The organism is Chromohalobacter sp. 48-RD10, assembly GCF_029889785.1.
In the GTDB taxonomy this organism is placed as follows: Bacteria; Pseudomonadota; Gammaproteobacteria; order Pseudomonadales; family Halomonadaceae; genus Chromohalobacter.
Genome location: NZ_JARANX010000013.1, coordinates 46,532 through 68,259 on the forward strand (window position 1 = coordinate 46,532; position 21,728 = coordinate 68,259).

Sequence of the window (21,728 nt, forward strand, 5' to 3'; positions counted from 1 at the left end):
ACAATGTCGCGGGCGTGTCGAAAAGGGGAGAGTTGGCACTCCGATTGCGATAACAGTAATACATACTGCAAGTATCGCGAGGAAACATCATGCTGACATCCGCCCAGGAACCCGTCATCGCTGCTACGACGCCGGTGGTCGCCGAACACATCGAGGCTATCGCCAAGCGCTTCTATCCGTTGATGTTTGCACGCTACCCCGAGGTCAAGACGCTGTTCAATGCTGCGCATCAGCAAAGCGGCGGCCAGCCGCGCGCACTGGCGGGTGCCGTTGTCGCCTATGTGCAACTGCGCCATGATCCGGCACGTCTCGACGAGGTGCTGGGCATCATCGTCGACAAGCACGTGTCGCTGGGGATCCGCCCCGAGCATTATCCGATCGTCGGCGAATGCCTGATGGCGGCGATCGGCGAAGTGCTGGGCGAGGCAGTGACGGCGGAGGTCGCCGATGCCTGGAGCGCGCTTTACGACGAACTGGCGGGGCTTCTGATCGAGAAGGAGGCGCGACGTTATCGCGAGTTCGCCGCTCAGCCCGGTGGCTGGGACGGCACCCGCGAGTTTCGCATTGTCGCCAAGCGTCCCGAGAGTGCCGTCATCACTTCGTTCGAGCTGGCGCCGGTGGATGGCGGTGCGGTCGCCGCGCATCGTCCGGGACAGTATATCGGTCTCAAGTTGGCCATTGATGGCGAAACGGTGCATCGCCACTACAGCCTTTCGGTGGCGCCCAATGGCCGGACTTATCGGATTTCCATCAAGCGCGAGGAGGGTGGCCAGGTAAGCCGGCATTTCCATGATCGTCTGGCGGTGGGCGATACCCTGGAGCTACTGCCGCCAGCGGGGCATTTGACCCTGGCCGAAGGCGATGCGCCGGTGATGCTGATCAGTGGCGGCGTGGGGCAGACGCCGATGTTGCCGCTGGCCCGACAGGCACTCGCCGAGGGGCGTCGCGTCGTCTACCTGCATGCGGCGCGCGACGGCGCGGTGCGTGCGTTTGCCGACGAGCTGGCTGACCTGCACAAGGCGTATCCGGCGCTATTGCGGGTGATTAGCGTCTATTCTCAACCGCGCGCGGAGGATGTGCCCGACCACGTTGGCCGCGTGGATGCCGACCTGCTTTCGAAGTATGTGCCACATGCCGCTCACTGCTATACGGTGGGGCCGGCGGACTTCATGCGCTGTGTCGATGCGGCGCTGGGGGCGCTCGGGGTCGAGGCTGCACGGCGTCATCATGAGTTCTTCGGGCCGGCCGAGCCGCTGGCGGATGTCGCCTGAGATATTGCGTCACTGACCCGAACGCCACGCCAGCCAGCGTGGCGTTTTGCGTGATGCGTCAGGCATGGCGTGCCGTGCCTGACGGGCATTGTTATATAGGGGGAGCGCCGAGGCGGCCCCGGCGCTATTCGGTCAGGAGTGATAGTGAGTATCAGCGGGTTTCGTTGAGCACTGCTTCGGGAAAGTGCCGACGCAGGATCTGGTTCTGAAACGCATCCACGAAGCGGCTGTTGATGATGATAATGAAGCTCTCGAAGGGCGCTCCGGTATCTTCCTGGTGGATGCCATCCACGCTGTGGAAGAGGCGGTCGTCACAATGGAGCGTGTGCTGGGCGGCCTGATAACGGGGTATCCTGGGATCTCGGGCTGAGTCCGTCGCCTGCTTGGCGTAGAATACTTGCCTTGAGTACGACCACGGTGACAAGTCGTCTCCGTGCGGAACCTGAGCGGATGACAGGCAATACGTCGATGGGCGAATATGTACCCCTGTCGACGAGGTGGACGACGAATCGAGGAGACGAGCATGCGAAAGGAGAGGCCGTGAAGCTGTTGCTGGCGAATGCGGGACATTGCTTGAGTCTGGCGCTGGCGCGTGAGGCCAATCGACGTCGCGACACCCAATTGACCATCGTCGAGGAGACGCACGTCTCGGCGGAGGCCTTGGCTGAGGCCCGGCCCGATGCGCTGGTGGTGCCGCCGTTATCGGCGCCGTCACGTCTGGCGCCCGCCGAGGTCATGGCCCATGTCGAGGCGGTCGACGCCAATCTCGCGCTGTGTCGGGAATACGACGTGCCGTTGATTTGGTGCGTGTCCGATGAGCTCTATGAGGAAGGTGGTGACGGGCCGCTCGACGAGCATGTCATCCCGGCGCCACGCGATGACAGTCTAAAACGCTTGATTGCCACTGGCGACCGGGTGCGTGAGTGTCTGCCGAGACATCTCATCGTACGGCTGGGGCCGCTGTTCGCGCTCGGCGGCGCGCATGCCTGGTTACCTGAGTTACTCGACACGCTGTTGGCGGGTGACGAAGTACGCGCCGCGGAAGACATGATCCTGTGCCCGACCTCGGTCGATGCGGTGGCCATGGCGTTGATCGGCATGATGCAGCAGCAAGGTTGTGGCGCCGATGCTTGGGGCGCCTATCATCTGGCAGGTACCGAGCCGATCAGCCCGTATACGTTCGCCTCCGTCGTGCGCACCTACCTCACCACGCATCTCGAGCGGCAGGAACGTGACGCGACATTGGGGACTTTGCACGCCTTGCATCATCATCATGATCACCCCTTGCGGCGAGTCCTGAACTGTCGCCGCGTGTTGGACGTTTTCGGTATCCACCAGAAGCCCTGGCGGCTCGAGCTGAGCCGTATGCTGGATGACTGGTGTCTGTTGCATGACAAGGAGTCAGCGACGTGAAGGTGTTACGCAGTCTCGTCTTTTATGCCGGCTACTTTCTGGCGCTGCTGATCAGCGGCCTAGTGTTACTACCGGTCGCGCCATTCTTGTCGTTGTTTTCGCGATTTCGGGTGCTGAATCTGTATAACCGCTTCATCGTGGGCTGGTTCGCCGTTTCCTGTGGGGTGCGTTATCACGTCAGCGGGCGCGATAACGTGCCTGAAGGGCCCTGCGTCGTGCTCGCCAATCATCAGAGCGAGTGGGAAACCCTGTTTCTGCAGTTGCTCAAGGTGCCGGTGTGCACGGTGCTCAAGCGTGAGCTGCTCAATATGCCGGTCTTCGGCTGGGGGCTGCGCTTGATCAAGCCTATCGCGCTGGATCGCGCGCGACCGTCGCGGGCCATGCGCATGGTGCTCGAGCAGGGCACGCAGCGTTTGGCTGAGGGACTATCGGTGCTGATCTTTCCCGAGGGTACGCGGGTGGCGCCAGGGCAGCGGCGGCGCTACAACAAGAGTGGGGTGGTGATTGCTTGTCGCTCTGGTGTCCCGGTGTTACCCGTGGCCCACAATGCCGGCGAACACTGGCCTGGGCGGCATTGGGTCAAGAAACCTGGAGATTTGAACGTAGTGGTCGGTGAGCCGATCGCCACGCAGGGGCGCTCCACCAACGAGGTATTGGCCGAGGTCGAGGAGTGGATCGAGGCGCAGCTTCGCGAAATCTCCGCGGAACCGCGTCCCGAGATCGAGAGCGAGCCTACCAAAGTGCCGGCCTGAGCCGCTGTCGACGGAAGCTGTGCCAGCACGCAAAAAGGGGTGTCTCTCACGAGACGCCCCTTTTGCGTGTTACCGGGAAAGCACGGCGCTGCGCTCGCTCAGCCCCGGTAGCGCTGCAGCACCAGGCAGGCGTTGGTGCCGCCAAACCCGAAACTATTGGACAGCACGCGCTCGATGGCAGCATCGTCGCGGCGTTGGTCGACGATATCGAAACCTTGAGCGGCATCGTCTAGCTCGCTGATGTTGGCCGACGCGGCGATGAAGGCGTGCTCCATCATCAACAGTGAGTAGATGGTTTCCTGCACGCCGGTGGCGCCCAGCGAATGCCCGGTCAGCGACTTGGTGGAGCTCATTGCCGGCGTGGTATCGCCGAACACCTCGCGAATCGCCTGGAGCTCGGCGATGTCGCCCACCGGGGTGGAGGTGCCGTGGGTATTGATGTAGTCGATCGGGCCGTCCACGGTCGCCATGGCTTGCCGCATGCAGCGCGCGGCGCCCTCGCCGGAGGGTGCGACCATGTCGTAGCCATCGGAGTTAGCGCCATAGCCGACGATTTCGGCATAGATCTTGGCGCCACGTGCCTTGGCGTGTTCCAGCTCTTCGAGCACCAGCATGCCGCCGCCACCGGCGATGATGAAACCATCGCGGGAGGCGTCATAGGGACGTGAGGCGGTTTCGGGCGCATCGTTATAACTGGTCGAGAGCGCGCCCATGGCATCGAACAGGCAGGACAGCGTCCAATGCTCCTCTTCGCCGCCACCGGCAAAGACCACGTCCTGCTTGCCGAGCTGGATTTGCTCGACGGCACTGCCGATGCAGTGGGCCGAGGTCGCGCAGGCCGAGGAGATGGAGTAGTTGACGCCCTTGATCTTGAACGGCGTGGCGAGGCAGGCGGAGACCGTACTGCCCATGGTTCGCGTGACCCGGTAGGGGCCGACGCGACGCAGGCCCTTTTCGCGCAGAACATCGGCAGCTTCGACCTGGTTGGCGCTGGACGCGCCGCCGGAGCCAGCGATCAAGCCGGTACGCTCGTTGGAGATATCGCTGTCATCGAGGCCGGCATCGCGGATCGCTTGTTCCATCGAAACATAGGCGAAGGCCGCAGCATCGCCCATGAAGCGACGCAGCTTACGGTCGATCAAGGTATCGAGATCGGCATTGATGACACCGGCCACGTGGCTGCGGAAGCCACGTTCCGCGTATTCATCTTTGTAACGAATACCCGAGCGTCCGCTGCGTAGCGCGTCCAGTACCTGATGCTGGTCATTGCCGAGGCAAGACACGATGCCTTGGCCGGTGACTACCACTCGTCGCATGGAAGCCTCCTGATCAGAAATTCGCGGTGGAGGTAAACAAGCCAACGCGTAAATCGTTGGCTTGATAGATATCGCGACCGTCGACCGAAACGGTGCCGTCGGCAATCCCCAGTATCAACCGCCGGGTAATGATCCGCTTGAGGTTGATCCGGTAGGTGACCTTCTCGGCGTTCGGCATGATCTGGCCCGAGAACTTGACCTCGCCGCAGCCCAGAGCGCGTCCGCGGCCAGGATGTCCCAGCCAACCGAGGTAGAAGCCGACTAGTTGCCACATGGCATCCAGGCCTAGACAGCCTGGCATGACCGGGTCGCCGGGGAAGTGGCAGTCAAAGAACCACAGGTCGGGGTGGATATCCAATTCGGCGATGAGTTCGCCCTTGTCGTACTCGCCTCCGCCCTCCTGGATTTGCGTGATGCGATCGAGCATCAGCATGTTGGGGGCCGGCAGCTGGGCGTTGCCTGGGCCGAAAAGCTCGCCCTGGCTGCATGCCAGCAGTTCTTCGTAGCTGAAAGAATGTTGCTTGGTCACTGAATCTTTCCGAGAGTCGAAATTGTGGTGCGTCGCAGAGCACGAACACCTTAGTCTACTGGCAGTGCCGAATGAATGCACGCTGGGCTAGCCTACCGGGCGCGCCTTATGGGTGCAATCCGAGGATGGGGGCGGGTTGCGCCGATCGCAAGAGAAGGGGCATGATGCCTGCACTTCACGAACCTCTCTTGATTGAGTCGCTAAATCGCCATGTGGTCCGTCTTTACGCTCAACCGTCCCTTGGTATGGACGGGCATTGCTGCCATGGCCTCCATGAGCCTTTTGCCGACGCTGATGTTGCGACTGGCGGCCTTGGTGATGGTGATCATTGGCGGTATGGATGCCTGGCGTCAAATCCGCCAGGAATCGACGCGACGTCAGCTTACCGAAGCCGCTCTGATGCTCTCCCCCGATGGTGTACTGATTTCCAACGCCCGCAATCGCATCGAGGCAGTCAATCCGGCCTTTACGCAGATCACCGGCTACAGCGACGAGGAGATACGCGGCCTCGACCCATCGGTACTCTCCTCGGGACGCCACGACAAGGCCTTCTACGAGAATTATTGGCAAAGCCTCAACGCTACCGGGCAATGGGAAGGGGAGGTCTGGAATCAGCGCAAACACGGTGATGAGTTTCCCGAATGGCTGCGTGTGCGGGCGATTACCGATGACAAGGGGGTTGTCACGCACTACGTGGGATTGTTCACCGATATCACGCGTCACAAGGCACGTGAGCAGGATCTACAGCGTATCGGCTTCGAAGATCCGCTGACCGGTTTGCCCAACCGTCGGCGTCTGCATGACCTGCTGGCCTCGCGCTTGCAGCGTCTGCGGGCCGGCGAAGAATTGGATATTGTGCTGATCGACATCGATGGCTTCAAGGCAGTCAACGATGCCATGGGCGTCGACCAGGGGGATCGTCTGCTATCGCGCTTTGGGCAGCGGCTCGCGGCGTTCGTTGCCGGTGGTGTCGTAGGCCGACTGGGCGGTGACGAGTTCATGGTCATTCGCACCACGACTTATGACGATCACGAACAATGGGTCGAAGGGCTGCGCGGGCATCTGAGCGAACCGTTCGAGATTGGCGACAAACCCCTGCGCCTGGGACTGACCATCGGCAGTTGTCGCGCGCCCGACGATGGACGCGATTCCGGCGTCTTGTTCCAACGCCTGGAGTCGGCGCTCTACGCCGCCAAGCGTCACGGGCGTAACTACAGCCAACGCTTCCGCCCCTCGCTGGAAGTCGATGGGGATCCCCAACTCGAGCTGCTCAACGAACTCCGCCAAGCGCTGGCGCACGGCACGCAACTCGAGCTCTTCTATCAAGCACAATACTACCTCGATGATGGCCGACTAGCCGGTATGGAAGCCTTGCTGCGCTGGTATCATCCCACGCATGGCATGATCTCGCCGGGAACGTTTATCCCCCTGGCCGAACGCCACGGTTTGATGGCATCCCTAGGCGACTTGGTGATCGATCGCGCCTGCGCGCAGTTGGCGACCTGGCGCCAGCAAGGCCTATCGTGCGTGCCAGTGTGGATCAACATCTCTGCAGTGCAGTTGATCCAAGGTGATCTCGAGTCGCGGTTGTCCGCGAGCTTGTCCAAACACAACGTACCTGCGGCCATGCTGGGATTGGAACTAACCGAGTCGGTGTTGCTCGATGAGCGTGCCGGAGACATCTCGACGCGTCTCGTCGCGCTGCGCGGTAAGGGACACCCGATCGCCATCGACGACTTCGGCACCGGCTATTCGTCGATGGCCTATCTCAAGGAACTGCCAGTGGACAAACTCAAGCTCGACCGCGCCTTCGTGCGTGCCCTACCCGACGATAGCGCCGATGCCGCGATCACTTCGGCAGTGCTCGCCATGGCACGTGGCTTGGGGCTGGATGTGATTGCCGAGGGGGTGGAAACGCAGGCGCAGCGAGACTATCTGCATTCAGAAGGCTGTTCCATGGTGCAAGGCTTTTTCTATGCCCGCCCCGAACGAGTCACCGATGTCGAGAAGCGGCTCAAGGACGATCTCGATATATCACTGTCCTGAGCGCCAGCCACCCGCATAGACTGCCCCAGAGCACGGCCTGCACCACCACTGCCCAAGGCGCCAGTTCGACATCCGCCAGGCGTGCGCCCCCCAGGTAGGAGCTCGGCCCACCGAGCGCCCCGCCCAACATTGCCAGCCGGGGGTGTGACCATAGCCAAGCGAGGGAATGGTGGATAGTGGTCGCGAACAGTGGCCAGAGCAGCCACAGCCACAGCGGTAGTCCTGAGGCATCGGCAAAGCGTAAACCGCCGAGCAACGTCAGAGTACCGTCTATGCCCGCGCCCAGTAACGCGAACCCTGCCAGCCAGCGCCACTCTCCCGGAATGCCCAGCCACAGTAGATGACAGGTCACGATGAGCGCCACCGTGGGTAGCGCCCAGGGCGTACCACCCAGCACGCAGGCCAGCCAACCGGCCTGAAAGGCGAGCGCGTTTATGACCTTGCCAAACATGGGATCAAGGTGCTCCGGTGAGTGGCGCGCGGCGGCTGCCGGGCTTGGCCAGCAGCCACTGCGAGGCGCCGATGGTGCGTTCGCGGAAGCCACCTTCGCAGTAGCAAAGATAATAACGCCACATGCGAACGAAGCGCTCGTCGTAGCCGAGCGCGCGAACGTGTTCGAGACTGGCCTCGAAGCGCTGACGCCACTCGTAAAGCGTGCGCGCATAATGTGCCCCGATCTCGTCAAGGGCGAGTATGTTGAGTTGCGTGCGTTGTGCGATACTTTTCAGTATTGCCTGGTGGGAAGGCAGGAAACCGCCAGGAAAAATGTAGCGCTTGATGAAGTCGACCTCGCGCTTGGCTGCTTCATAGCGCTGATCGCGAATGGTGATGGCCTGGAGCAGCGCCAAACCGTCGTCGTCGAGTAGACGGTCGACGGTGGCCAGATAAGTGGCCAGGTACTGGTGCCCCACCGCCTCGATCATTTCCACCGATACCAGACGGTCGTAGCGCCCCTCGAGGTCGCGATAATCACGCTTGAGCAGGGTGATGCGCTCTTCGAGACCGGCCTCGCGGATGCGTTGCGCGGTATGTGCGTACTGCTCCTCGGAAATGGTCGTGGTAGTGACGCGGCAGCCTCGGGTGCGCGCCGCGTAAAGTGCCAGCCCGCCCCAGCCGGTGCCGATCTCCAGCAAGTGATGCTCGGGGCCGATATCCAGCTTGTCGAGAATGAGCTCCAGTTTGTATGTCGAGGCGTCTTCCAGGCTGGCGTCGGGGTTTGGAAAGATGGCACTGGAGTACAGCCAGTGTTCGCGATCGAGGAACGTCTCGAAGAGGGCATTGCCGAGATCGTAATGTGCCGCCACATGACGTCGGGCGCGCCCGGTGGTATTGCGCTGCAGGGCGTGGAGCGCGCTGAGAACACCCTGCGCCAGTCGTGCGGAACCCTTCTCCAGGCGTTCGTTGACGTGCTCCAGGTTGCGCGCGAGCAAGCGAATCAGCGCGACCAGGTCGTCGCAGTGCCAGTCACCCTCCATATAGGTTTCCCCGGCCGCAACGCTGCCCCCCAGCGCGATACGTCGCCATACTCGGTCGTGATGTATCCGCAGACGTACCGTGAGTGGTCCGCCCTGGCCGAGATGGTGTGTGCGTCCAGCTTCCTCGACGATCAGTACGCCGCCCTCGAGGGTCGACAGCTGCCGCAGCAGACGAGGCCTGAGCCAACTTGCCACGCGCGTGTCGAGCGTGCTGGTAGACGTCTTGGTGGCGGAACGAGTCGTCGTCACGGGCGTGTCTCCTCGCCACGGGAATTTGAAAAGATCGGCATGCGCTTCAACCATAGGCGTAATGCCTCGAAATGAATGCCGGCCAGCGTCTTGAGACTCATCCAAGGGGCGCGTGCCAGAGTGACAAGCCACGCGCGCCGCCCAGCGGGTGCGAAACGCAGGCTCAGCGTCGCGTCGAAATGTCGCGTGGCCTCGCGCCATGCCTCCATGTGCATCAGCAGGTGCTCGCGTGGCGTGTTGAAGCGCCATCGATAACGCATGTCCATGGGGTTGAACGGCGAGACATGCAGCGCCTTGTCGAAATGGGCGGCATGGGTATGGCGTGTCGGCGTCACCGTATAGGCATAGACGTGGCGCTCGCGCCATGGCGTGTTGGTGACTTCGCCGAGGATGGCGCACAGGCGTTCGTCATGGTCATAGACGTAATACAGCGTGATGGGATTGAAGAGCACGCCGCATAGGCGCAGCTGGGTCAACATGCGGACAGGGCCTGCGGGGGCCGCCTCGCCCAGCTCATGGCGCAATCGCTGATGCACTGCCGTCTTGAGCGGGAGATGCGTGGGCCCCAGATAATCCTCACGGCGAAAGCGCGCCAGCGCCGCACGTCGTGCACTGAAGCCTGGCAGCGCATCGAAGAGCTCGGGCAATTCGTCCAGGTCGAGCCAAGCCATCCACACGCGGTAGGTGAAGCGGTGCACGCGAGGCGTGAAGCGCCGATGGCGCAGCTCGCCCAGGGCCACCCGGCTGTGCAAGGGGGCGCTCATGCCGGAACTCCTTCAGGCACCGCGGTTGCCGACGAGAGAGGCCCTGACAGGGCATCGGATTCATCGCAGCCCAGAGCATGGGCCACGCGTAGCGCGCTCCAGACGCCATCCTCGTGGAAACCGTGGCGCCAGTACGCACCGCAGAAATGAGTGCGACGGTGCGGGCCGGATATTTCCGCATGGCGCTGTTGGGCGGCGCCGCCGGCTAGCGTAAAGCAGGGGTGGCGATAGACGAAGCGCCGCAGCATGCAGTCGGGGGCGATGGCGTCGCTGTCGTTGAGCGTCACGCAGAAACGCGTCGTGCCTGCCAGATGCTGGAGACGATTCATGTCGTAGGTCACTGAAACGCGCGCGTCGGCTTCGCGCCCGTCGACGCGATAGTTCCAGCTTGCCCAGGCACGGCGCCGACGCGGCAGCATTCGGGTATCGGTATGCAGGATGACGTCATTGTTCTGGTACGGCAGAGCGTCGAGGATTTCGCGCTCCGCTGGGCTGGGATCGTTCAGCATCGCCAGGGCTTGGTCGCTGTGGCAGGCGAGCACCACCTGGTCGAAGCGCTCCCGACCTTGGCGTGTGGTCAGTGTCACACCCGTTGCGTCGCGCTCGATACCCAGCACTGGGCAGGCCAGGCGGATGCGCTGGGCGTAGGCAGCCGTCAGCGGGGATATATAGCGTCGTGCACCGCCCACGAGCGTGTACCACTGGGGGCGATTGTTCACCGACAGCAGCCCATGATGATGAAAGAAATGCACGAAGGATGTCAGCGGGAAATTCGCCATATCGTGCTCGCTGGCGGACCAGATGGCAGCGCCCATGGGCAGCAGGTAGCGGCGCCGGAACGTCTCGCCGTAGCCACCCCGCGTCAGGTATTCGCCCAGCGTCATGTCTGCCGGCAAGGTGCCGTTCGATAGATCGCGTACCGCGTGGCGATTGAAGCGCAGGATATCGCGCAGCATGCCGTGAAAGTCAGGGCGCAGAAGATTGCGACGTTGGGCGAACAGGGTGTCGAGGGTATGGCCGTTATATTCGAAATCTTCGTGCGTGGTATGCACCGAGAAGCTCATTTCGGTGGCCTGCGCGGATACGCCCAACTGCGCCAGCAAGCGCTGAAAGTGCGGATAGGTGCGGTCGTTGAAAACGATGAAACCGGTATCGATGGCATGCCGATGCCCATCTAGTTCGACATCCACGGTCGCCGTGTGGCCGCCGAGATGTTCGCTGGCCTCGAACAGGGTTACCTCGTGGCGTGGCGAGAGGTAATGGGCGCAGGCCATGCCGGCAATGCCTCCGCCGACTACCGCGATGCGTGAGGCGGGCACGTTCATGAGCAATCCTCTTCGGCGGTGTTGCGGGTCAACAGACGCCCGAGGCGATGACGTAACGCAGGCGGCAGAATGCCCGCCAGCTTGACCAGCAAGGTGAAGCGGCGCGGGAAGTGGATGTCGAGTGCGCGTTTCTCCAGTCCGCGCAGGATGGCCGCGACGGCGGTATCGAGTTCGACGCGCATGGGCATGGGGAAGTCATTGCGCTCGGTTAGCGGCGTGCGCACGAATCCGGGATGTATGACGCTGACATCGATGCCTTGCGCCGCCAGATCCAGTCGCAGGGACGCGAGGAAGTAGCTGAGCGCGGCCTTGGATGCACCGTAAGCTTCGGCGCGCGGCAACGGAAAGTACGCCGAGGCACTGGAAACAGCCGCCAACTGCGGACGCTGTGTGCCATGCCGAGCGCGACGCAGTAGCGGTAGTGCCGCATCGATGGCGTACAGGGTGCCGTGAAGATTGGTGGCCAGTACGCGCTCTATGAGGTCGACATCGAAGTTGCACGCGTCCACGTATTCGCAGGTACCGGCATTGAGCAGGGCTAGCTCGAGGCCTCCGAAGACGGCCTCTATATGTTCCCCGGCGGCGGTGACCGAGGTGCGATCGGTCAGGTCGGCGGGAACTACCAGGGCATTCTCAAAGGGGGCCGCTAACGCCTCCAGGGTATCGCGTCGACGCGCGGTCAGCGCGACCCGGTGGCCTTCCTTCAACAACCGCACGGCAAGTGCCTCGCCGATGCCTGATGTGGCGCCGGTCAACCAGATGCGCTGGGGGGCTGCTGATGCGGTCATGCGCTCTCCTCCAGGTGATACATGCTGACTAGTGCGGTGAAGATGTCGGACGCATGCGTCGCTTGAGCCAACGGATCAGCGTGCCTAATACGGGCAAGTGCTCGTAAAGCATCGCACCGGCGTCGAAGTAATCGCGTTGCCGGCAGACTCGATCGCCGTGGAACGTCAGTCGCGAACACCCCATGACCTCGAGCCTGCGCCCGCCGGCAAGTCGGGGGTGCTTGAGATACATGATCCAGTCGACGCAGGCGTCATCGCCCTCACGCTGACAGTGTCCGATGTCGAAGCGGCACTCGGTGACGTTGTCGAGCATCTCGGCGTAGTAACGTATTAACGCATCGCGCCCCTCGACATGATGTAACGAGTCTGTGAATGACACATCTTCAGTGTAGAGGTTTTCGAGGTCTCTTGTACACGTTTTGTCTAGATTTTTGAAGGCATGACAAAACGCCTCCAAGGCAGGATCCTGTCGCATGCGGTCCTCCGAGAAGGGCGAGGAGATGTGGCGTGAGCTCGGGGCGCGCGGTCACGTCGTCAGTGACTTGAAGGCGTCCAGTGCGCGTTGGCGTGCTGCCTTGTGATCGACGATGGGATCGGCATAGCCGGTTTGCCGGCGTTGCGTCGCGTCGGGGAAAAAGCGTGACTTGAGCGGCAACTTGGCCAACTCCGGCAGGTATTCAGCGATGAAGCGACCTTCCGGATCGAAGCGTTCCGCCTGGGTGGTGGGATTGAAGATGCGGAAATAGGGCGCTGCATCGGTGCCGGTGGAGGCCGCCCACTGCCAGCCACCATTGTTGGAGGCGAAGTCGCCGTCGATGAGGTGGCGCATGAAGAAGGCTTCGCCACGTCGCCAGTCGATCAGCAAGTGCTTGGAAAGGAACATCGCCACGACCATGCGTAGGCGGTTGTGCATCCAGCCGCGCTGGACCAACTGGCGCATTGCGGCGTCGACCAGCGGGTAGCCGGTCCGCCCTTCGCACCAAGCCTGAAACCCTGCATCATCGTCGCGCCAGACCAGGCCCTTTGTATGCGACTGAAAGGGGCGATGGCGGTTGATGTCGGGGAAGCTGGCGGCGATATGCAGATAGAACTCGCGCCAGATCAATTCGTTGGCCCAGGCGGTGAGGCCGGCGTCGCCGTCGGCCAGGTGCCCCTCGTTGTTGTTCATCACCGCGTGCAGGCATTGGCGATGCGAGATCATGCCCAGCGATAGGTAGGGTGAAAGCTCGCTGGTGCCGGGAAGCGTGGGGAAATCGCGCTGGCGCTTGTAGTGATAGCCGCGAAAACGCAGGAAGCGCTCGAGCCGGTCGCCGGCCTCGTCCTGCCCTGCAGGCCATAGACTCGGGTCGAGTGGCGCGTCGGCCATCGTCTCGAGATCGCGAGAAGGCGGCGGGTCGGCGTCGATGGTCAACTGGGCTTGGGGGGCAGGCTCTTCCACCAAGGCGATGCGGCGTGGCGCCAGCTCGCGATGCCAGGCCTTGGCGAACGGCGTGAACACGCTATACGGCTCCCCTTTGCCGGTGAGAAGCTCGCCGGGCGCGAAGGCGACGGCATCGGTGTGCCCCCATGTCGCCAGCCCAGCCTCCTGAAAGGTGGACTCCACTGCGGCATCGCGGCGGCGTTCGTTGAGGGGATATTCGCGATTGAAGTGCAGTGCGCTGGCGCCATGCTCACGCGCTAATTTGAGCAGTGCTGTGGGCGCCTCGTCGAAGGTCGCGATGCATCGCTGCAGCAAGGGGATATTGAGACCGGCCAGGTGCTCGCGAAGCGCTGCCACGCCGCGCAGCCAGAAATCGGCCTTGTTGGCGCCGTGGTCGTGACGTTGCCATTGCGGCAGGCTGGTCAAGAAAACGGCGATCACAGGTCCGCGTTCGGCGGCGGCTTGCAGAGCACGGTTGTCGAGGGTTCGCAGGTCGCTGCGGAACCACATCAATTGTACATCGGACATGGCCACTCCCTGGCAAATGTGTGCGGGTTAACGTCCCAGCAACCCTTGTAGGCGGCTGAGCGCAGCGGGCAGTTCGTCGCCGAGCGAGGCGACCTGGGTGTTTTCCAGTTCTGCGCTGCGGATGCGTGCCACGGGGCCGACCAGGCACAGTGGCATCTTGAGCTGCTCCGCCAGACGCGGCAACTGACGCCGAATGAGATCGCTGCGCTCGGCATATCCACTGGTCATGAGTACCACATCTGCCTTGAAGCGCTCTGCGGCGAGCGGCAACTCATTGAGCGGCAAGTCGGTATCCAGCCATTCGACCCGAAATCCCGAGGCCGACGCGACTAGCGCCAAAAGCAGCAGGCGCAACAGGTCGCGCTCCTCGGGCAGGCGTAACAGCAGTAGGCGCGTGCCCCGTGTGGCGTGATTGGCGTGATACAGGCGAATGGCGACCCGCGTACGCAAGAAGCTTTCCAGCAAGCGGCGCTGCAATTCGGCACCGAACTGATCGCCCCAGCGCTCCTCGAGCTGTTCGATCACAGGCTGCCATAATTCGGTCACACACAAACCGGCGGGATAAAGCGCCATGCTGCGATTGAACAGGACCTCTAGCGTATCGCTATCCAGTGCGTCGACGGCCTGCAGTAGTCGCTGGCGCTGGCTTTCCCAGTCGCTGATATCCGGCGCAGGGACATCATTGGCTGAGGGTTCGGCCTGCTCGAGCAAATCGCGTACCTGACTGACGGGAACGCCCCGGTTGAGCCATTGCAGAATACGCTCGACGCGGCGTATGTCCTCGCGTGCATAAAGACGGTGTCCCTTGGGGGTACGCTGCGGACGAATCAAGCCGTAGCGGCGTTCCCAGGCGCGTAAGGTCACGGAATTGACACCGGTCAGCCGTGAAACCTCGCGGATCGGGTACAGCGGCGAATTGGCCGGATCCATCGCCTGCTCACTCATGCGCTTAGGTTCCTCCTGTAAGTCTTGTCATCTAGCATGAGGGATGAAGTTGTACGTCGCAATAGTTTTGTACAATTCCTATCACGTCTTAGTTCTCCGGCGCCGCCTCTGCACGGGCCGTCACGATGCCTGCCAATGCCTCGACGAAGGCGGGGTGCTGGCCGACGGGATCGAGCAGCGTCAGTGCCGCCTGGGGATACTGCGCACGCAATGTCTCGAGCTGGCCTGGAACGTCCTGGCGTAAGTGGCGCCCGGCGGCAAAAAACAGCGGTAAGATATCGAGGCGTCGATGGCCTTGGTCATAAAGTTCGGCGACTCGGGTTTCCAGCGAGGGTTCGCTTAGCTCCATGTAGGCGATGACCGCGGGGGTCTCGAGGCGCGCACGCAGGTCGTGCTCGAGCGTCTCGAAGGGCGCGCGCCACCGCGCATCGCTGGAGCCATGGGCAAGTAGGATCAAGGCGTGGCTCATCGAGCGATCTCCTGTGGTGAATGAAGTGGTGCCTTGCGTGGCGACGACAGCCGCGTGGCGGGTGGCCATGAGCTATGCTTTTCCGTCAGGTCAATGCATATTTACCTGGACAACTTTAGCAAATTGTACAACGGTCGTATAATACGTATTTGGAGAGTCATTATGCGCATCCTGATCACCGGCGGTAGCGGTTTCGTCGGACGGCTGCTCTGCCACCGCCTACATGAAGCTGGGCATCGGTTGCTAGTGGTGTCGCGCTCGCCAACCCGGGCGCAGACGCATCTGCCCGAAGGCATCGAGATCCGCGAGTCGGTCATGGCCTTTACCGATGACGCTCCCGAGGCGATCGTCAATCTCGCTGGCGAGCCCATCGCCGACAAGCGCTGGAGCGAGGTGCAGAAAAAGCGATTGCTCGAGTCGCGGCTGAACATCACGCGCGAGCTGGTGACGCTGTGCGAGCGCCTGGAAACGCCGCCTCGGGTCATGGTATCCGGGTCGGCCATGGGCTTCTACGGCGATCAGGGAGAGCGCGACGTCACCGAGCAGACGCCACCCACCGATGAGTTCGCCCATCGCTTGTGCGCGCAGTGGGAATCGGCGGCACGGGCGGCTGAACCGTTGGGCGTGCGGGTCGCGCTGTTGCGTACCGGATTGGTGCTCGGCGCCGGTGGCGGCACACTGAGCAAGCTGCTTCCGCCTTTTCGTCTAGGTCTCGGCGGCCGGCTGGGAAACGGGCATCAGTACATGCCGTGGATTCATCGCGAGGACCTGATACGCATCGTACTGTTGTTGCTCGAGCAGGATGACCTCGAAGGGCCTTTCAATGCTTCCGCTCCGCATCCCGTCACCAATGCCGACTTCACTCGTACCCTGGCGCATCACCTGCATCGCCCCGCGCTGATGGCGGTGCCTGCCCGTTTGCTACGGCTGGCTCTGGGCGAGATGTCACGCGTGTTGCTGACCGGCGCCCGCATGCGCCCCGCGCGCCTGGAAGCGGCGGGGTTCACGTTTCACTATCCGACGCTGGACAGCGCCCTGAAGGAGATTCTCGGACACTGACGCGTGGTCTCTCGACCTAGGATTGCTCGGGTGGGTCGACGGTGACGATAACGCGCACTGCGTCGAGGCGTAGCCGCGTGGCATCGATGGCCGTATCCAGTGCCTGGCGCTCTTGGGTGAGGGCGTCGATTTCCGCGTCGCGCACTGCCGGGTTGTGGCGTGCCAAAGCTTTGAGACGGGCCAGCTCGGTGTCCAGCGTCTCGCGCATGCGCGTCTGTGCGGCCTCGACGATGCTCGGCAATTCGTTCTCGGCCTCGCCCTCGGCGTTGGTCAAAAGCTCGCGCAATTGCGCATGGCGCGACTTGATCAGATCCCGCGCGACGGCCTTCTTGACCTTCTTGAGATTTTTCGCCAGGCCCCCGAACGAGACCTTCTGAGTCAGGTTGGCGCCCGATTCGTCGAGCAGCAAGCGAACTGCCGTGGGTGGCAAAAAGCGCCCGACATTCAGATGCTTGGGCGCCGGACAGTGGGTCCGGAACACCAGCTCGGCCATCAGTCTACCGCCGGGAATCGAGGGATGCTGAAGCAGTGCCAGCGCCGTGTTGCCCAAGGTGCCATCGAGGATGCGCTCCATCATTTCGCGCACCAGAGGATGTTCCCAGGAGAGGCGCTGCACGTCGTCGCGGGCCAGAGCGCGCTGCCGATCGAAGGTGGCCGAGAAACCTTCCTCGCCTTTGACCAGCCCCGGCAGGCTGTCGAGCATGTGTGGCCCCGCCAGCAGGTACTGGATATCGCCACCCAGGTCGCGACTCTCGACGCCGAACACGTCCAGCGCCTTATCGACGTAACGCGGCAACGTCGTGTCTTCGTCCAGCTCGCGGATAGCCTCGGTGATATCCTGGGCGCGTTCCGGGCGATAGGCGTTCCATTCCAGGAGTCGGTCGCGGCCGGCCTCATGCGCAGCGAGGCGACTGTCGAAATAGGCGCGCGTTTCCGCGATGACCTCTTCGAGGGCGTCGTTGTCGAGGAGGGAATCAGCCACGGTATCGCCGAAGGCATCGTAGAGCTCGCTGCCGATGCCATGCGGTGCGTTGAAGGCACGCATGCCCTCATCGTACCAGCGCAGCAGGCGCTCGCCGGGGCTGTCTTCGAACACCGGCACGTAGAGCTCGATGGCGTGTTGCTGGCCGATGCGGTCGAGGCGGCCGATGCGTTGCTCGAGCTGATCGGGATGCGCCGGCAGGTCGAACATCACCAGATGGCGACAGAACTGGAAGTTGCGCCCCTCGGAGCCGATTTCCGAGCACACCAGCACCTGGCAGCCGTCTTCGTCGTCGGCGAAGGCCGCAGCGGCCCGGTCGCGCTCGATGAGCGTCATGCCCTCGTGGAACACGGGCGCCTGGAGACCGCCCAGGACGCGTAGTGCCTCGCTGAGATCGATGGCGGTTGTGCGGTCGTGGGCGATGACCAGTACCTTGTCGCGGCCCACCTCGGTCAAGCGCTCCAGGAGCCAAGTCACGCGCGGATCGATCTGCCACCAGGGTTCGGTATTGAGCGTACCGACGCCCGGCGCACCGACGCCCGGCGAATCGTCGCTTAGCGCACGGTACATGGCGTCGGGATAGAGCAGCACCTCGGGATGATCGAGCCCGGTCGCGATCAGCAGATCGTCGAGGTAATCCATGTCGCGATCCAGCTTGCGCAGTTCGCGGCGGTAACTGGAGGGCGGGGTCAGGCGCGAGACGTGCAAATGACGCTCGGGGAAGCCGGCGACATGGCGGCGGCTGTTGCGGAACATCACGCGGCCGGTGCCGTGGCGGTCGAGCAATTGCTCGCGGAGCTGGTGGCGGGCGCTATGGTGCTGCGCCCCGTCGCTTTCAGGGTCGAACAGCGTCTCGAGAAGCGCCTGACTGTCCGCATCGTCGATGACGGCACCCACGGCGTCGCGATCCACGGCATCGCCGGGCAGGCGTTCCAGGGCGTCCACTGCCTCGGCGACCTTGGCATAGCCCGCTTCCTCGGCGACGAAGGCCTCCAGGTTGGTGTAGCGCTCGGGGTCGAGCAGACGCAGTCGCGCGAAGTGGCCGGCCTGGCCCATCTGCTCGGGAGTGGCGGTGAGCAGCAGTACACCGTCGATGACACGCGCCAACTGCTCGACGCAGGCATAGCCGGGGCCGCTGGCCTCGGGCGTCCAGTCGAGATGATGGGCCTCGTCGACGATCAGTAGATCCCAGTCGCAGGCCTGGGCCTGGGTTTGGCGGTGCGGATTGGCGAACAGCCATTGCTGACTGGCGAGCACCAGTTGGGCGTTCTCGAACGGGTTGCCCGTGCTGTGTTGGCTTTGCTGTTCGTCGAGCAGCGTGAAATGCAGCGAGAAGCGGCGCAGCATTTCCACCAGCCATTGATGGCTCAGGCTGTCGGGCACCAGGATCAATGCACGCTCGACACGCCCGGTGAGCAGTAGGCGGTGAAGGATCAAACCGGCTTCGATGGTCTTGCCCAGGCCCACTTCGTCGGCAAGCAGTACGCGCGGGGCATGACGGCGCGAAACCTCGTCGGCGATGTACAGCTGGTGAGGGATGAGGTCGACACTTGGCCCGGCCAGGCCGTTCGCCGGGTGCTGGGCAATGCGGTGATAATGGTGCAGGGTACGGTAGCGCAGTTCGAACCAGTCGTTGCGGTCGACCTGGCCGGTAAGCAGTCGGTCGCGTGCCTGCTGAAAGCGCATGCTATCGGCGAGGCGACTTTCGGGAAGCTCGTCGTATTCACCGTCCGCCGTCTCGACGACATAGACCAGTAGCCCGTCGGCTTCCTTGGTGTCATCGACGGTCAGTGTGCGGCCGTCGGCGGCTTCGATCCGGTCGCCGGCGCCGAAGACGACGCGGGTCAGCGGCGCCTGGCGAACGCTATAGGTGCGCGTTTCCTGGCTGGCGGCAAAGAGAACGGTCACGCTTCGGACGTCACAGCTCAGGATCGTGCCCAGCCCCAGCTCGGCTTCGCCGTCGCTGACCCAGCGCTGGCCCGGAATGAATTCGCTCATGATGCCTCGGGATGATGATGTAACGGTACGTGGCGCGCCGTCTTGCCGGGGGAGCATGCAGGACGGCGGGGCGCGGTATTCTACCGGAAAGCGGCGGAGGGCTTAATAGGCGATTGCGTTTTCAGGTCGTGGGCGACAGCCAGCGCATGAGACGCGCCGTGGAAATCTCGCCAGCCTGGTAATCGCGCAACCTGCCGTGGATGTCGAAGCGCAGTGTCAGTGGCAACGCGGGCATGTCGAAATAGGCCTGCAGGCGTTGTTGCGGGTCACGCAGGTCATGGATGAAAGAGATATTTCGGGCATCCAGGTAGCGTGCGGCTTGCAGCAGCGTCTGGCCTTCGTTGACCGTCACTACGGTGGCATCGTGCTGTATATCGTTGAGCCGTGCCAGCGTTCGGCGGCATGCCCGGCAATCGCTGCGCCACAGCACCACGATGAGCGGAGGCCCCGACGCCAGCGTTTCGATGGGCGTCGGGGTGCCATCGAGCGCGTTCAAGGTCAGGTTCGGTAAACGCGGGGGCGGAGCATCGCCTACCAGCGGTTGCCAAACGTTCAAGCCCCACCATATCGCGCTGCACGCCATGAGCGCGCCCGTGGCCAGTCGCACCTGACGCGCGGGAAGGTCGCGCAAGCGCCACAGTGTCCACGCGACGGCGCCGAGCAAGGCGCCCAGCGGGTGATACCCGGACTGCCACAGCGTGATGGCCTCGAGCGGCGCCACGCGATAAGCCTCGGCATGAAGCGCGATATACATCAGGCGAGCCCCGATCAGCGCTGCCACCAGCGTACCGCTCAACCACTGGCGTCGACGTGTGCGGGATAGGCGTAACAACGCACCCAGCGCTAATAGTGCGAGCGCCGCGACGGCGGCGTATAGAGGCGCAGAGGGAAGCGGCACGTGGCCGAGCATGATCGGCGGCATGGGGTTCTCATGGTGGCGATGACGAATCGCGATGCCTGACACGTTACACTAACGCCCTTGGGGTCGCCTCTTTTAAGTGTGGTGACTGAGTTGCAGTCCTCGCGCGGCGTCGGGGCGAAGCGGAAAGGGGAGAGTGCATGGTGAGTTCGCGCTATGGGAGCGATGGGTTGCGCGCGGCAGCCATCGCCAGTCAGGCCCTGGGGTTCATCCTGATCATGACGTTGGAAACGTGTCTGGGCGACGCGGCACGCCCCTGGCAGGGCGTGACCCTGGCGCTGATGCTTCTCGCTGCATGCTGGGTGGCGCTGATGCGTCACTATCGTCGCAACAAGAAGCGCCGGGCCATGGCCGAGCGCGTCAGGCGCACGCAGGAAGATGATGACGACTGAGGTGGCGCCTCATGGGCCCGATCCGTGCAGGCCCAAGTGTTGGCAGCGACGTGGGTCGAGGGCCAGCAGCATCAGCTGCCAATCGCCGGGCAGCGGCATGGTCAGTACCCGCCAGGCACAGCTACGCGATGCGCTGGGATTTTCGCGTGACGCCTCCACGCAGTATGCACCCTGGCTCGTCAGCAAAGGCGAAAGTCGTTCGAACTCCACGTTGTCGGCTTCCAGGCGTAGCGTGCTGGCGGGCGCCTCAGGATATTCCTCAAGCAGTAGCACATGACTGTTATAGCCTTCGCAGTATAGTTCAAGATAGGCGCTGTGCGAAGTACGCAACAAGACGGTCAGTGCCAAGTGTGTCTGTAACCACTCGAGCAAGGGTGCAAGGCGCGCGACATGAAGTGCGGCAGGTTCCAGCGATAAGCGTTGCATGATGGACTCCCAGGACACCGATGGGCGTATCCATCAGTATGGATGCTGACGCGCCGCTGGAAAGCACTGCATGACAACGCTGCGTGAAGCGAGTGTCCGAGCGCCGTCATCATGATAGAACCGCCGACGTGGCGCACATAGCGCAATTGGCCACCTGGTGCGCCTCTAGAATCTGTCAGGTGTCCATTCAGAAGCCTGACAATCGCGATAGCATTGGCCGTCGCGAACGAAAGCGAGGCTGGTCACTCTCTATCTAGATCGACGGGGTTCCATCTGCACCTTGTTAGGCCTTCTCCCCTAGAGCGGCAATATGGTCCGGCAAGCGATCGTGAGAACCATACATGAAGTGGTTCTCCATGCGCTCTGCAAATCGGGCAGCTTCCGGCTCACGCTCCACCGCCATGGCCACCTCACGCACGTGCATCGGTGATGCGCCGCAGCATACGCCAAGATAGTTGACCCCCTGAGCATAAGCGTCGCGAGCGAAGGCGCCGAGTTCGTAACGATTGCAGAACAGTGGGTCCAGGGCGGTTGGGAAAGGGCGTCCATGGGGAGCTGGGCAGCTGCATCCCTGATCGTCGGAGAGATTGAAGAAGGTCGGCTCCTGCTCGGTGGTGCGGTAAGTCACCGGCAGCGCTGCCACATGGCAGTCAACGGCATCG

Annotated in this window: 21 protein-coding genes and 1 pseudogene; 6 read left to right on the top strand and 16 right to left on the bottom strand. The window is 62.8% G+C overall.

Features of this window, described 5'->3' with window-relative positions; genetic code table 11:
- Nucleotides 1–89 precede the first annotated feature (89 nt).
- The gene (gene hmpA / locus OP496_RS13025; protein ID WP_280564112.1) at nucleotides 90–1,271 is read left to right on the top strand and encodes an NO-inducible flavohemoprotein; all 1,182 of its coding nucleotides are present in this window, start codon (nucleotides 90–92) and stop codon (nucleotides 1,269–1,271) included.
- A gap of 151 nt (nucleotides 1,272–1,422) precedes the next feature.
- Here the strand turns inward: hmpA and OP496_RS13030 are convergent, their stop codons facing one another.
- On the bottom strand, nucleotides 1,423–1,695 hold the full coding sequence (locus OP496_RS13030; protein WP_280564114.1) for a hypothetical protein: 273 nt from the start codon (nucleotides 1,693–1,695) through the stop codon (nucleotides 1,423–1,425).
- 116 nt (nucleotides 1,696–1,811) lie between these two features.
- Here OP496_RS13030 and OP496_RS13035 point away from each other — a divergent pair, with 116 nt between their 5' ends.
- Together OP496_RS13035 and OP496_RS13040 are read left to right on the top strand one after the other, a co-directional pair.
- Complete coding sequence (locus tag OP496_RS13035) at nucleotides 1,812–2,684, top strand: sugar nucleotide-binding protein (protein WP_280564117.1); 873 nt, start codon at nucleotides 1,812–1,814, stop codon at nucleotides 2,682–2,684.
- Complete coding sequence (locus tag OP496_RS13040; RefSeq protein ID WP_280564118.1) at nucleotides 2,681–3,436, top strand: lysophospholipid acyltransferase family protein; 756 nt, start codon at nucleotides 2,681–2,683, stop codon at nucleotides 3,434–3,436. The genes OP496_RS13035 and OP496_RS13040 overlap by 4 nt, the downstream gene beginning before the upstream one ends.
- A gap of 98 nt (nucleotides 3,437–3,534) precedes the next feature.
- Here OP496_RS13040 and fabB read toward each other — a convergent pair whose 3' ends face one another.
- Nucleotides 3,535–4,752 carry a beta-ketoacyl-ACP synthase I gene (gene fabB, locus OP496_RS13045; protein WP_280564120.1) on the bottom strand — a complete coding sequence of 406 codons (1,218 nt, stop codon included), beginning with the start codon at nucleotides 4,750–4,752 and terminating at the stop codon, nucleotides 3,535–3,537.
- Between the two features lie 13 nt (nucleotides 4,753–4,765).
- Nucleotides 4,766–5,281, bottom strand: a complete 516-nt coding sequence (gene fabA, locus OP496_RS13050) for a 3-hydroxyacyl-[acyl-carrier-protein] dehydratase FabA (protein WP_040239351.1) — start codon at nucleotides 5,279–5,281, stop codon at nucleotides 4,766–4,768.
- 210 nt (nucleotides 5,282–5,491) lie between these two features.
- Between fabA and OP496_RS13055 the strand changes: the two genes are divergently transcribed.
- Nucleotides 5,492–7,327: a GGDEF domain-containing phosphodiesterase gene (locus tag OP496_RS13055; RefSeq protein ID WP_280564122.1), complete on the top strand. Its 1,836-nt coding sequence runs from the start codon at nucleotides 5,492–5,494 to the stop codon at nucleotides 7,325–7,327.
- Here OP496_RS13055 and OP496_RS13060 read toward each other — a convergent pair.
- The 9 genes from OP496_RS13060 to OP496_RS13100 form a co-directional block, all read right to left on the bottom strand.
- Nucleotides 7,296–7,778, bottom strand: coding sequence for a DUF2878 domain-containing protein (locus OP496_RS13060; RefSeq protein ID WP_280564124.1), 483 nt, complete (start codon nucleotides 7,776–7,778; stop codon nucleotides 7,296–7,298). The genes OP496_RS13055 and OP496_RS13060 overlap by 32 nt on opposite strands.
- A 4-nt stretch (nucleotides 7,779–7,782) precedes the next feature.
- Entirely contained in the window at nucleotides 7,783–8,997 is a 1,215-nt protein-coding gene (locus OP496_RS13065) for a cyclopropane-fatty-acyl-phospholipid synthase family protein (RefSeq protein WP_280564142.1), read from the bottom strand.
- Between the two features lie 50 nt (nucleotides 8,998–9,047).
- The gene (locus OP496_RS13070; protein WP_280564126.1) at nucleotides 9,048–9,815 is read right to left on the bottom strand and encodes a DUF1365 domain-containing protein; all 768 of its coding nucleotides are present in this window, start codon (nucleotides 9,813–9,815) and stop codon (nucleotides 9,048–9,050) included.
- On the bottom strand, nucleotides 9,812–11,140 hold the full coding sequence (locus OP496_RS13075; protein ID WP_280564128.1) for an FAD-dependent oxidoreductase: 1,329 nt from the start codon (nucleotides 11,138–11,140) through the stop codon (nucleotides 9,812–9,814). The genes OP496_RS13070 and OP496_RS13075 overlap by 4 nt, the downstream gene beginning before the upstream one ends.
- On the bottom strand, nucleotides 11,137–11,928 hold the full coding sequence (locus OP496_RS13080) for an SDR family NAD(P)-dependent oxidoreductase (RefSeq protein ID WP_280564130.1): 792 nt from the start codon (nucleotides 11,926–11,928) through the stop codon (nucleotides 11,137–11,139). Before OP496_RS13080 ends, OP496_RS13075 begins: the two co-directional genes overlap by 4 nt.
- Before the next feature lie 28 nt (nucleotides 11,929–11,956).
- The gene (locus OP496_RS13085; RefSeq protein WP_280564132.1) at nucleotides 11,957–12,403 is read right to left on the bottom strand and encodes a nuclear transport factor 2 family protein; all 447 of its coding nucleotides are present in this window, start codon (nucleotides 12,401–12,403) and stop codon (nucleotides 11,957–11,959) included.
- Between the two features lie 51 nt (nucleotides 12,404–12,454).
- Nucleotides 12,455–13,876 carry a deoxyribodipyrimidine photo-lyase gene (gene phrB, locus OP496_RS13090; protein ID WP_280564133.1) on the bottom strand — a complete coding sequence of 474 codons (1,422 nt, stop codon included), beginning with the start codon at nucleotides 13,874–13,876 and terminating at the stop codon, nucleotides 12,455–12,457.
- A 27-nt stretch (nucleotides 13,877–13,903) separates the two neighbouring features.
- Nucleotides 13,904–14,821 (bottom strand): MerR family transcriptional regulator, encoded by a 918-nt coding sequence (locus OP496_RS13095; protein ID WP_280564134.1) that lies wholly within the window; start codon nucleotides 14,819–14,821, stop codon nucleotides 13,904–13,906.
- 88 nt (nucleotides 14,822–14,909) lie between these two features.
- Entirely contained in the window at nucleotides 14,910–15,290 is a 381-nt protein-coding gene (locus tag OP496_RS13100) for a CbiX/SirB N-terminal domain-containing protein (RefSeq protein ID WP_280564135.1), read from the bottom strand.
- A 162-nt stretch (nucleotides 15,291–15,452) separates the two neighbouring features.
- On the opposite strand from OP496_RS13100, the gene OP496_RS13105 reads away from it, so the two are divergent.
- Complete coding sequence (locus tag OP496_RS13105) at nucleotides 15,453–16,349, top strand: TIGR01777 family oxidoreductase (protein ID WP_280564136.1); 897 nt, start codon at nucleotides 15,453–15,455, stop codon at nucleotides 16,347–16,349.
- A 16-nt stretch (nucleotides 16,350–16,365) separates the two neighbouring features.
- Here OP496_RS13105 and rapA read toward each other — a convergent pair whose 3' ends face one another.
- Nucleotides 16,366–19,329, bottom strand: a complete 2,964-nt coding sequence (rapA, locus tag OP496_RS13110; protein ID WP_280564137.1) for an RNA polymerase-associated protein RapA — start codon at nucleotides 19,327–19,329, stop codon at nucleotides 16,366–16,368.
- A 121-nt stretch (nucleotides 19,330–19,450) separates the two neighbouring features.
- Complete coding sequence (locus OP496_RS13115; protein ID WP_280564138.1) at nucleotides 19,451–20,251, bottom strand: TlpA disulfide reductase family protein; 801 nt, start codon at nucleotides 20,249–20,251, stop codon at nucleotides 19,451–19,453.
- Nucleotides 20,252–20,388: 137 nt separating this feature from the next.
- Between OP496_RS13115 and OP496_RS13120 the strand changes: the two genes are divergently transcribed.
- Entirely contained in the window at nucleotides 20,389–20,640 is a 252-nt protein-coding gene (locus OP496_RS13120) for a hypothetical protein (protein ID WP_280564139.1), read from the top strand.
- Between the two features lie 9 nt (nucleotides 20,641–20,649).
- Here OP496_RS13120 and OP496_RS13125 read toward each other — a convergent pair whose 3' ends face one another.
- A complete protein-coding gene (locus OP496_RS13125; protein WP_280564140.1) occupies nucleotides 20,650–21,066 on the bottom strand; it encodes a hypothetical protein in 417 nt (138 codons plus the stop codon).
- Nucleotides 21,067–21,349: 283 nt separating this feature from the next.
- Nucleotides 21,350–21,728, bottom strand: a pseudogene (locus OP496_RS13130) (homocysteine S-methyltransferase family protein); the annotation flags it as partial.

What these genes read in the sequence shown, in the direction of transcription:
- hmpA (WP_280564112.1), top strand. Translation starts at nt 90, where the DNA reads ATGCTGACATCCGCCCAGGAACCCGTCATCGCTGCTACGACGCCGGTG.
- fabB (WP_280564120.1), bottom strand. Translation starts at nt 4,752, where the DNA reads ATGCGACGAGTGGTAGTCACCGGCCAAGGCATCGTGTCTTGCCTCGGC.
- OP496_RS13055 (WP_280564122.1), top strand. Translation starts at nt 5,492, where the DNA reads ATGTGGTCCGTCTTTACGCTCAACCGTCCCTTGGTATGGACGGGCATT.
- OP496_RS13060 (WP_280564124.1), bottom strand. Translation starts at nt 7,778, where the DNA reads ATGTTTGGCAAGGTCATAAACGCGCTCGCCTTTCAGGCCGGTTGGCTG.
- OP496_RS13070 (WP_280564126.1), bottom strand. Translation starts at nt 9,815, where the DNA reads ATGAGCGCCCCCTTGCACAGCCGGGTGGCCCTGGGCGAGCTGCGCCAT.
- OP496_RS13075 (WP_280564128.1), bottom strand. Translation starts at nt 11,140, where the DNA reads ATGAACGTGCCCGCCTCACGCATCGCGGTAGTCGGCGGAGGCATTGCC.
- OP496_RS13080 (WP_280564130.1), bottom strand. Translation starts at nt 11,928, where the DNA reads ATGACCGCATCAGCAGCCCCCCAGCGCATCTGGTTGACCGGCGCCACA.
- OP496_RS13085 (WP_280564132.1), bottom strand. Translation starts at nt 12,403, where the DNA reads ATGCGACAGGATCCTGCCTTGGAGGCGTTTTGTCATGCCTTCAAAAAT.
- phrB (WP_280564133.1), bottom strand. Translation starts at nt 13,876, where the DNA reads ATGTCCGATGTACAATTGATGTGGTTCCGCAGCGACCTGCGAACCCTC.
- OP496_RS13095 (WP_280564134.1), bottom strand. Translation starts at nt 14,821, where the DNA reads ATGAGTGAGCAGGCGATGGATCCGGCCAATTCGCCGCTGTACCCGATC.
- OP496_RS13100 (WP_280564135.1), bottom strand. Translation starts at nt 15,290, where the DNA reads ATGAGCCACGCCTTGATCCTACTTGCCCATGGCTCCAGCGATGCGCGG.
- OP496_RS13105 (WP_280564136.1), top strand. Translation starts at nt 15,453, where the DNA reads ATGCGCATCCTGATCACCGGCGGTAGCGGTTTCGTCGGACGGCTGCTC.
- rapA (WP_280564137.1), bottom strand. Translation starts at nt 19,329, where the DNA reads ATGAGCGAATTCATTCCGGGCCAGCGCTGGGTCAGCGACGGCGAAGCC.
- OP496_RS13115 (WP_280564138.1), bottom strand. Translation starts at nt 20,251, where the DNA reads ATGCCGCCGATCATGCTCGGCCACGTGCCGCTTCCCTCTGCGCCTCTA.
- OP496_RS13120 (WP_280564139.1), top strand. Translation starts at nt 20,389, where the DNA reads ATGGTGAGTTCGCGCTATGGGAGCGATGGGTTGCGCGCGGCAGCCATC.
- OP496_RS13125 (WP_280564140.1), bottom strand. Translation starts at nt 21,066, where the DNA reads ATGCAACGCTTATCGCTGGAACCTGCCGCACTTCATGTCGCGCGCCTT.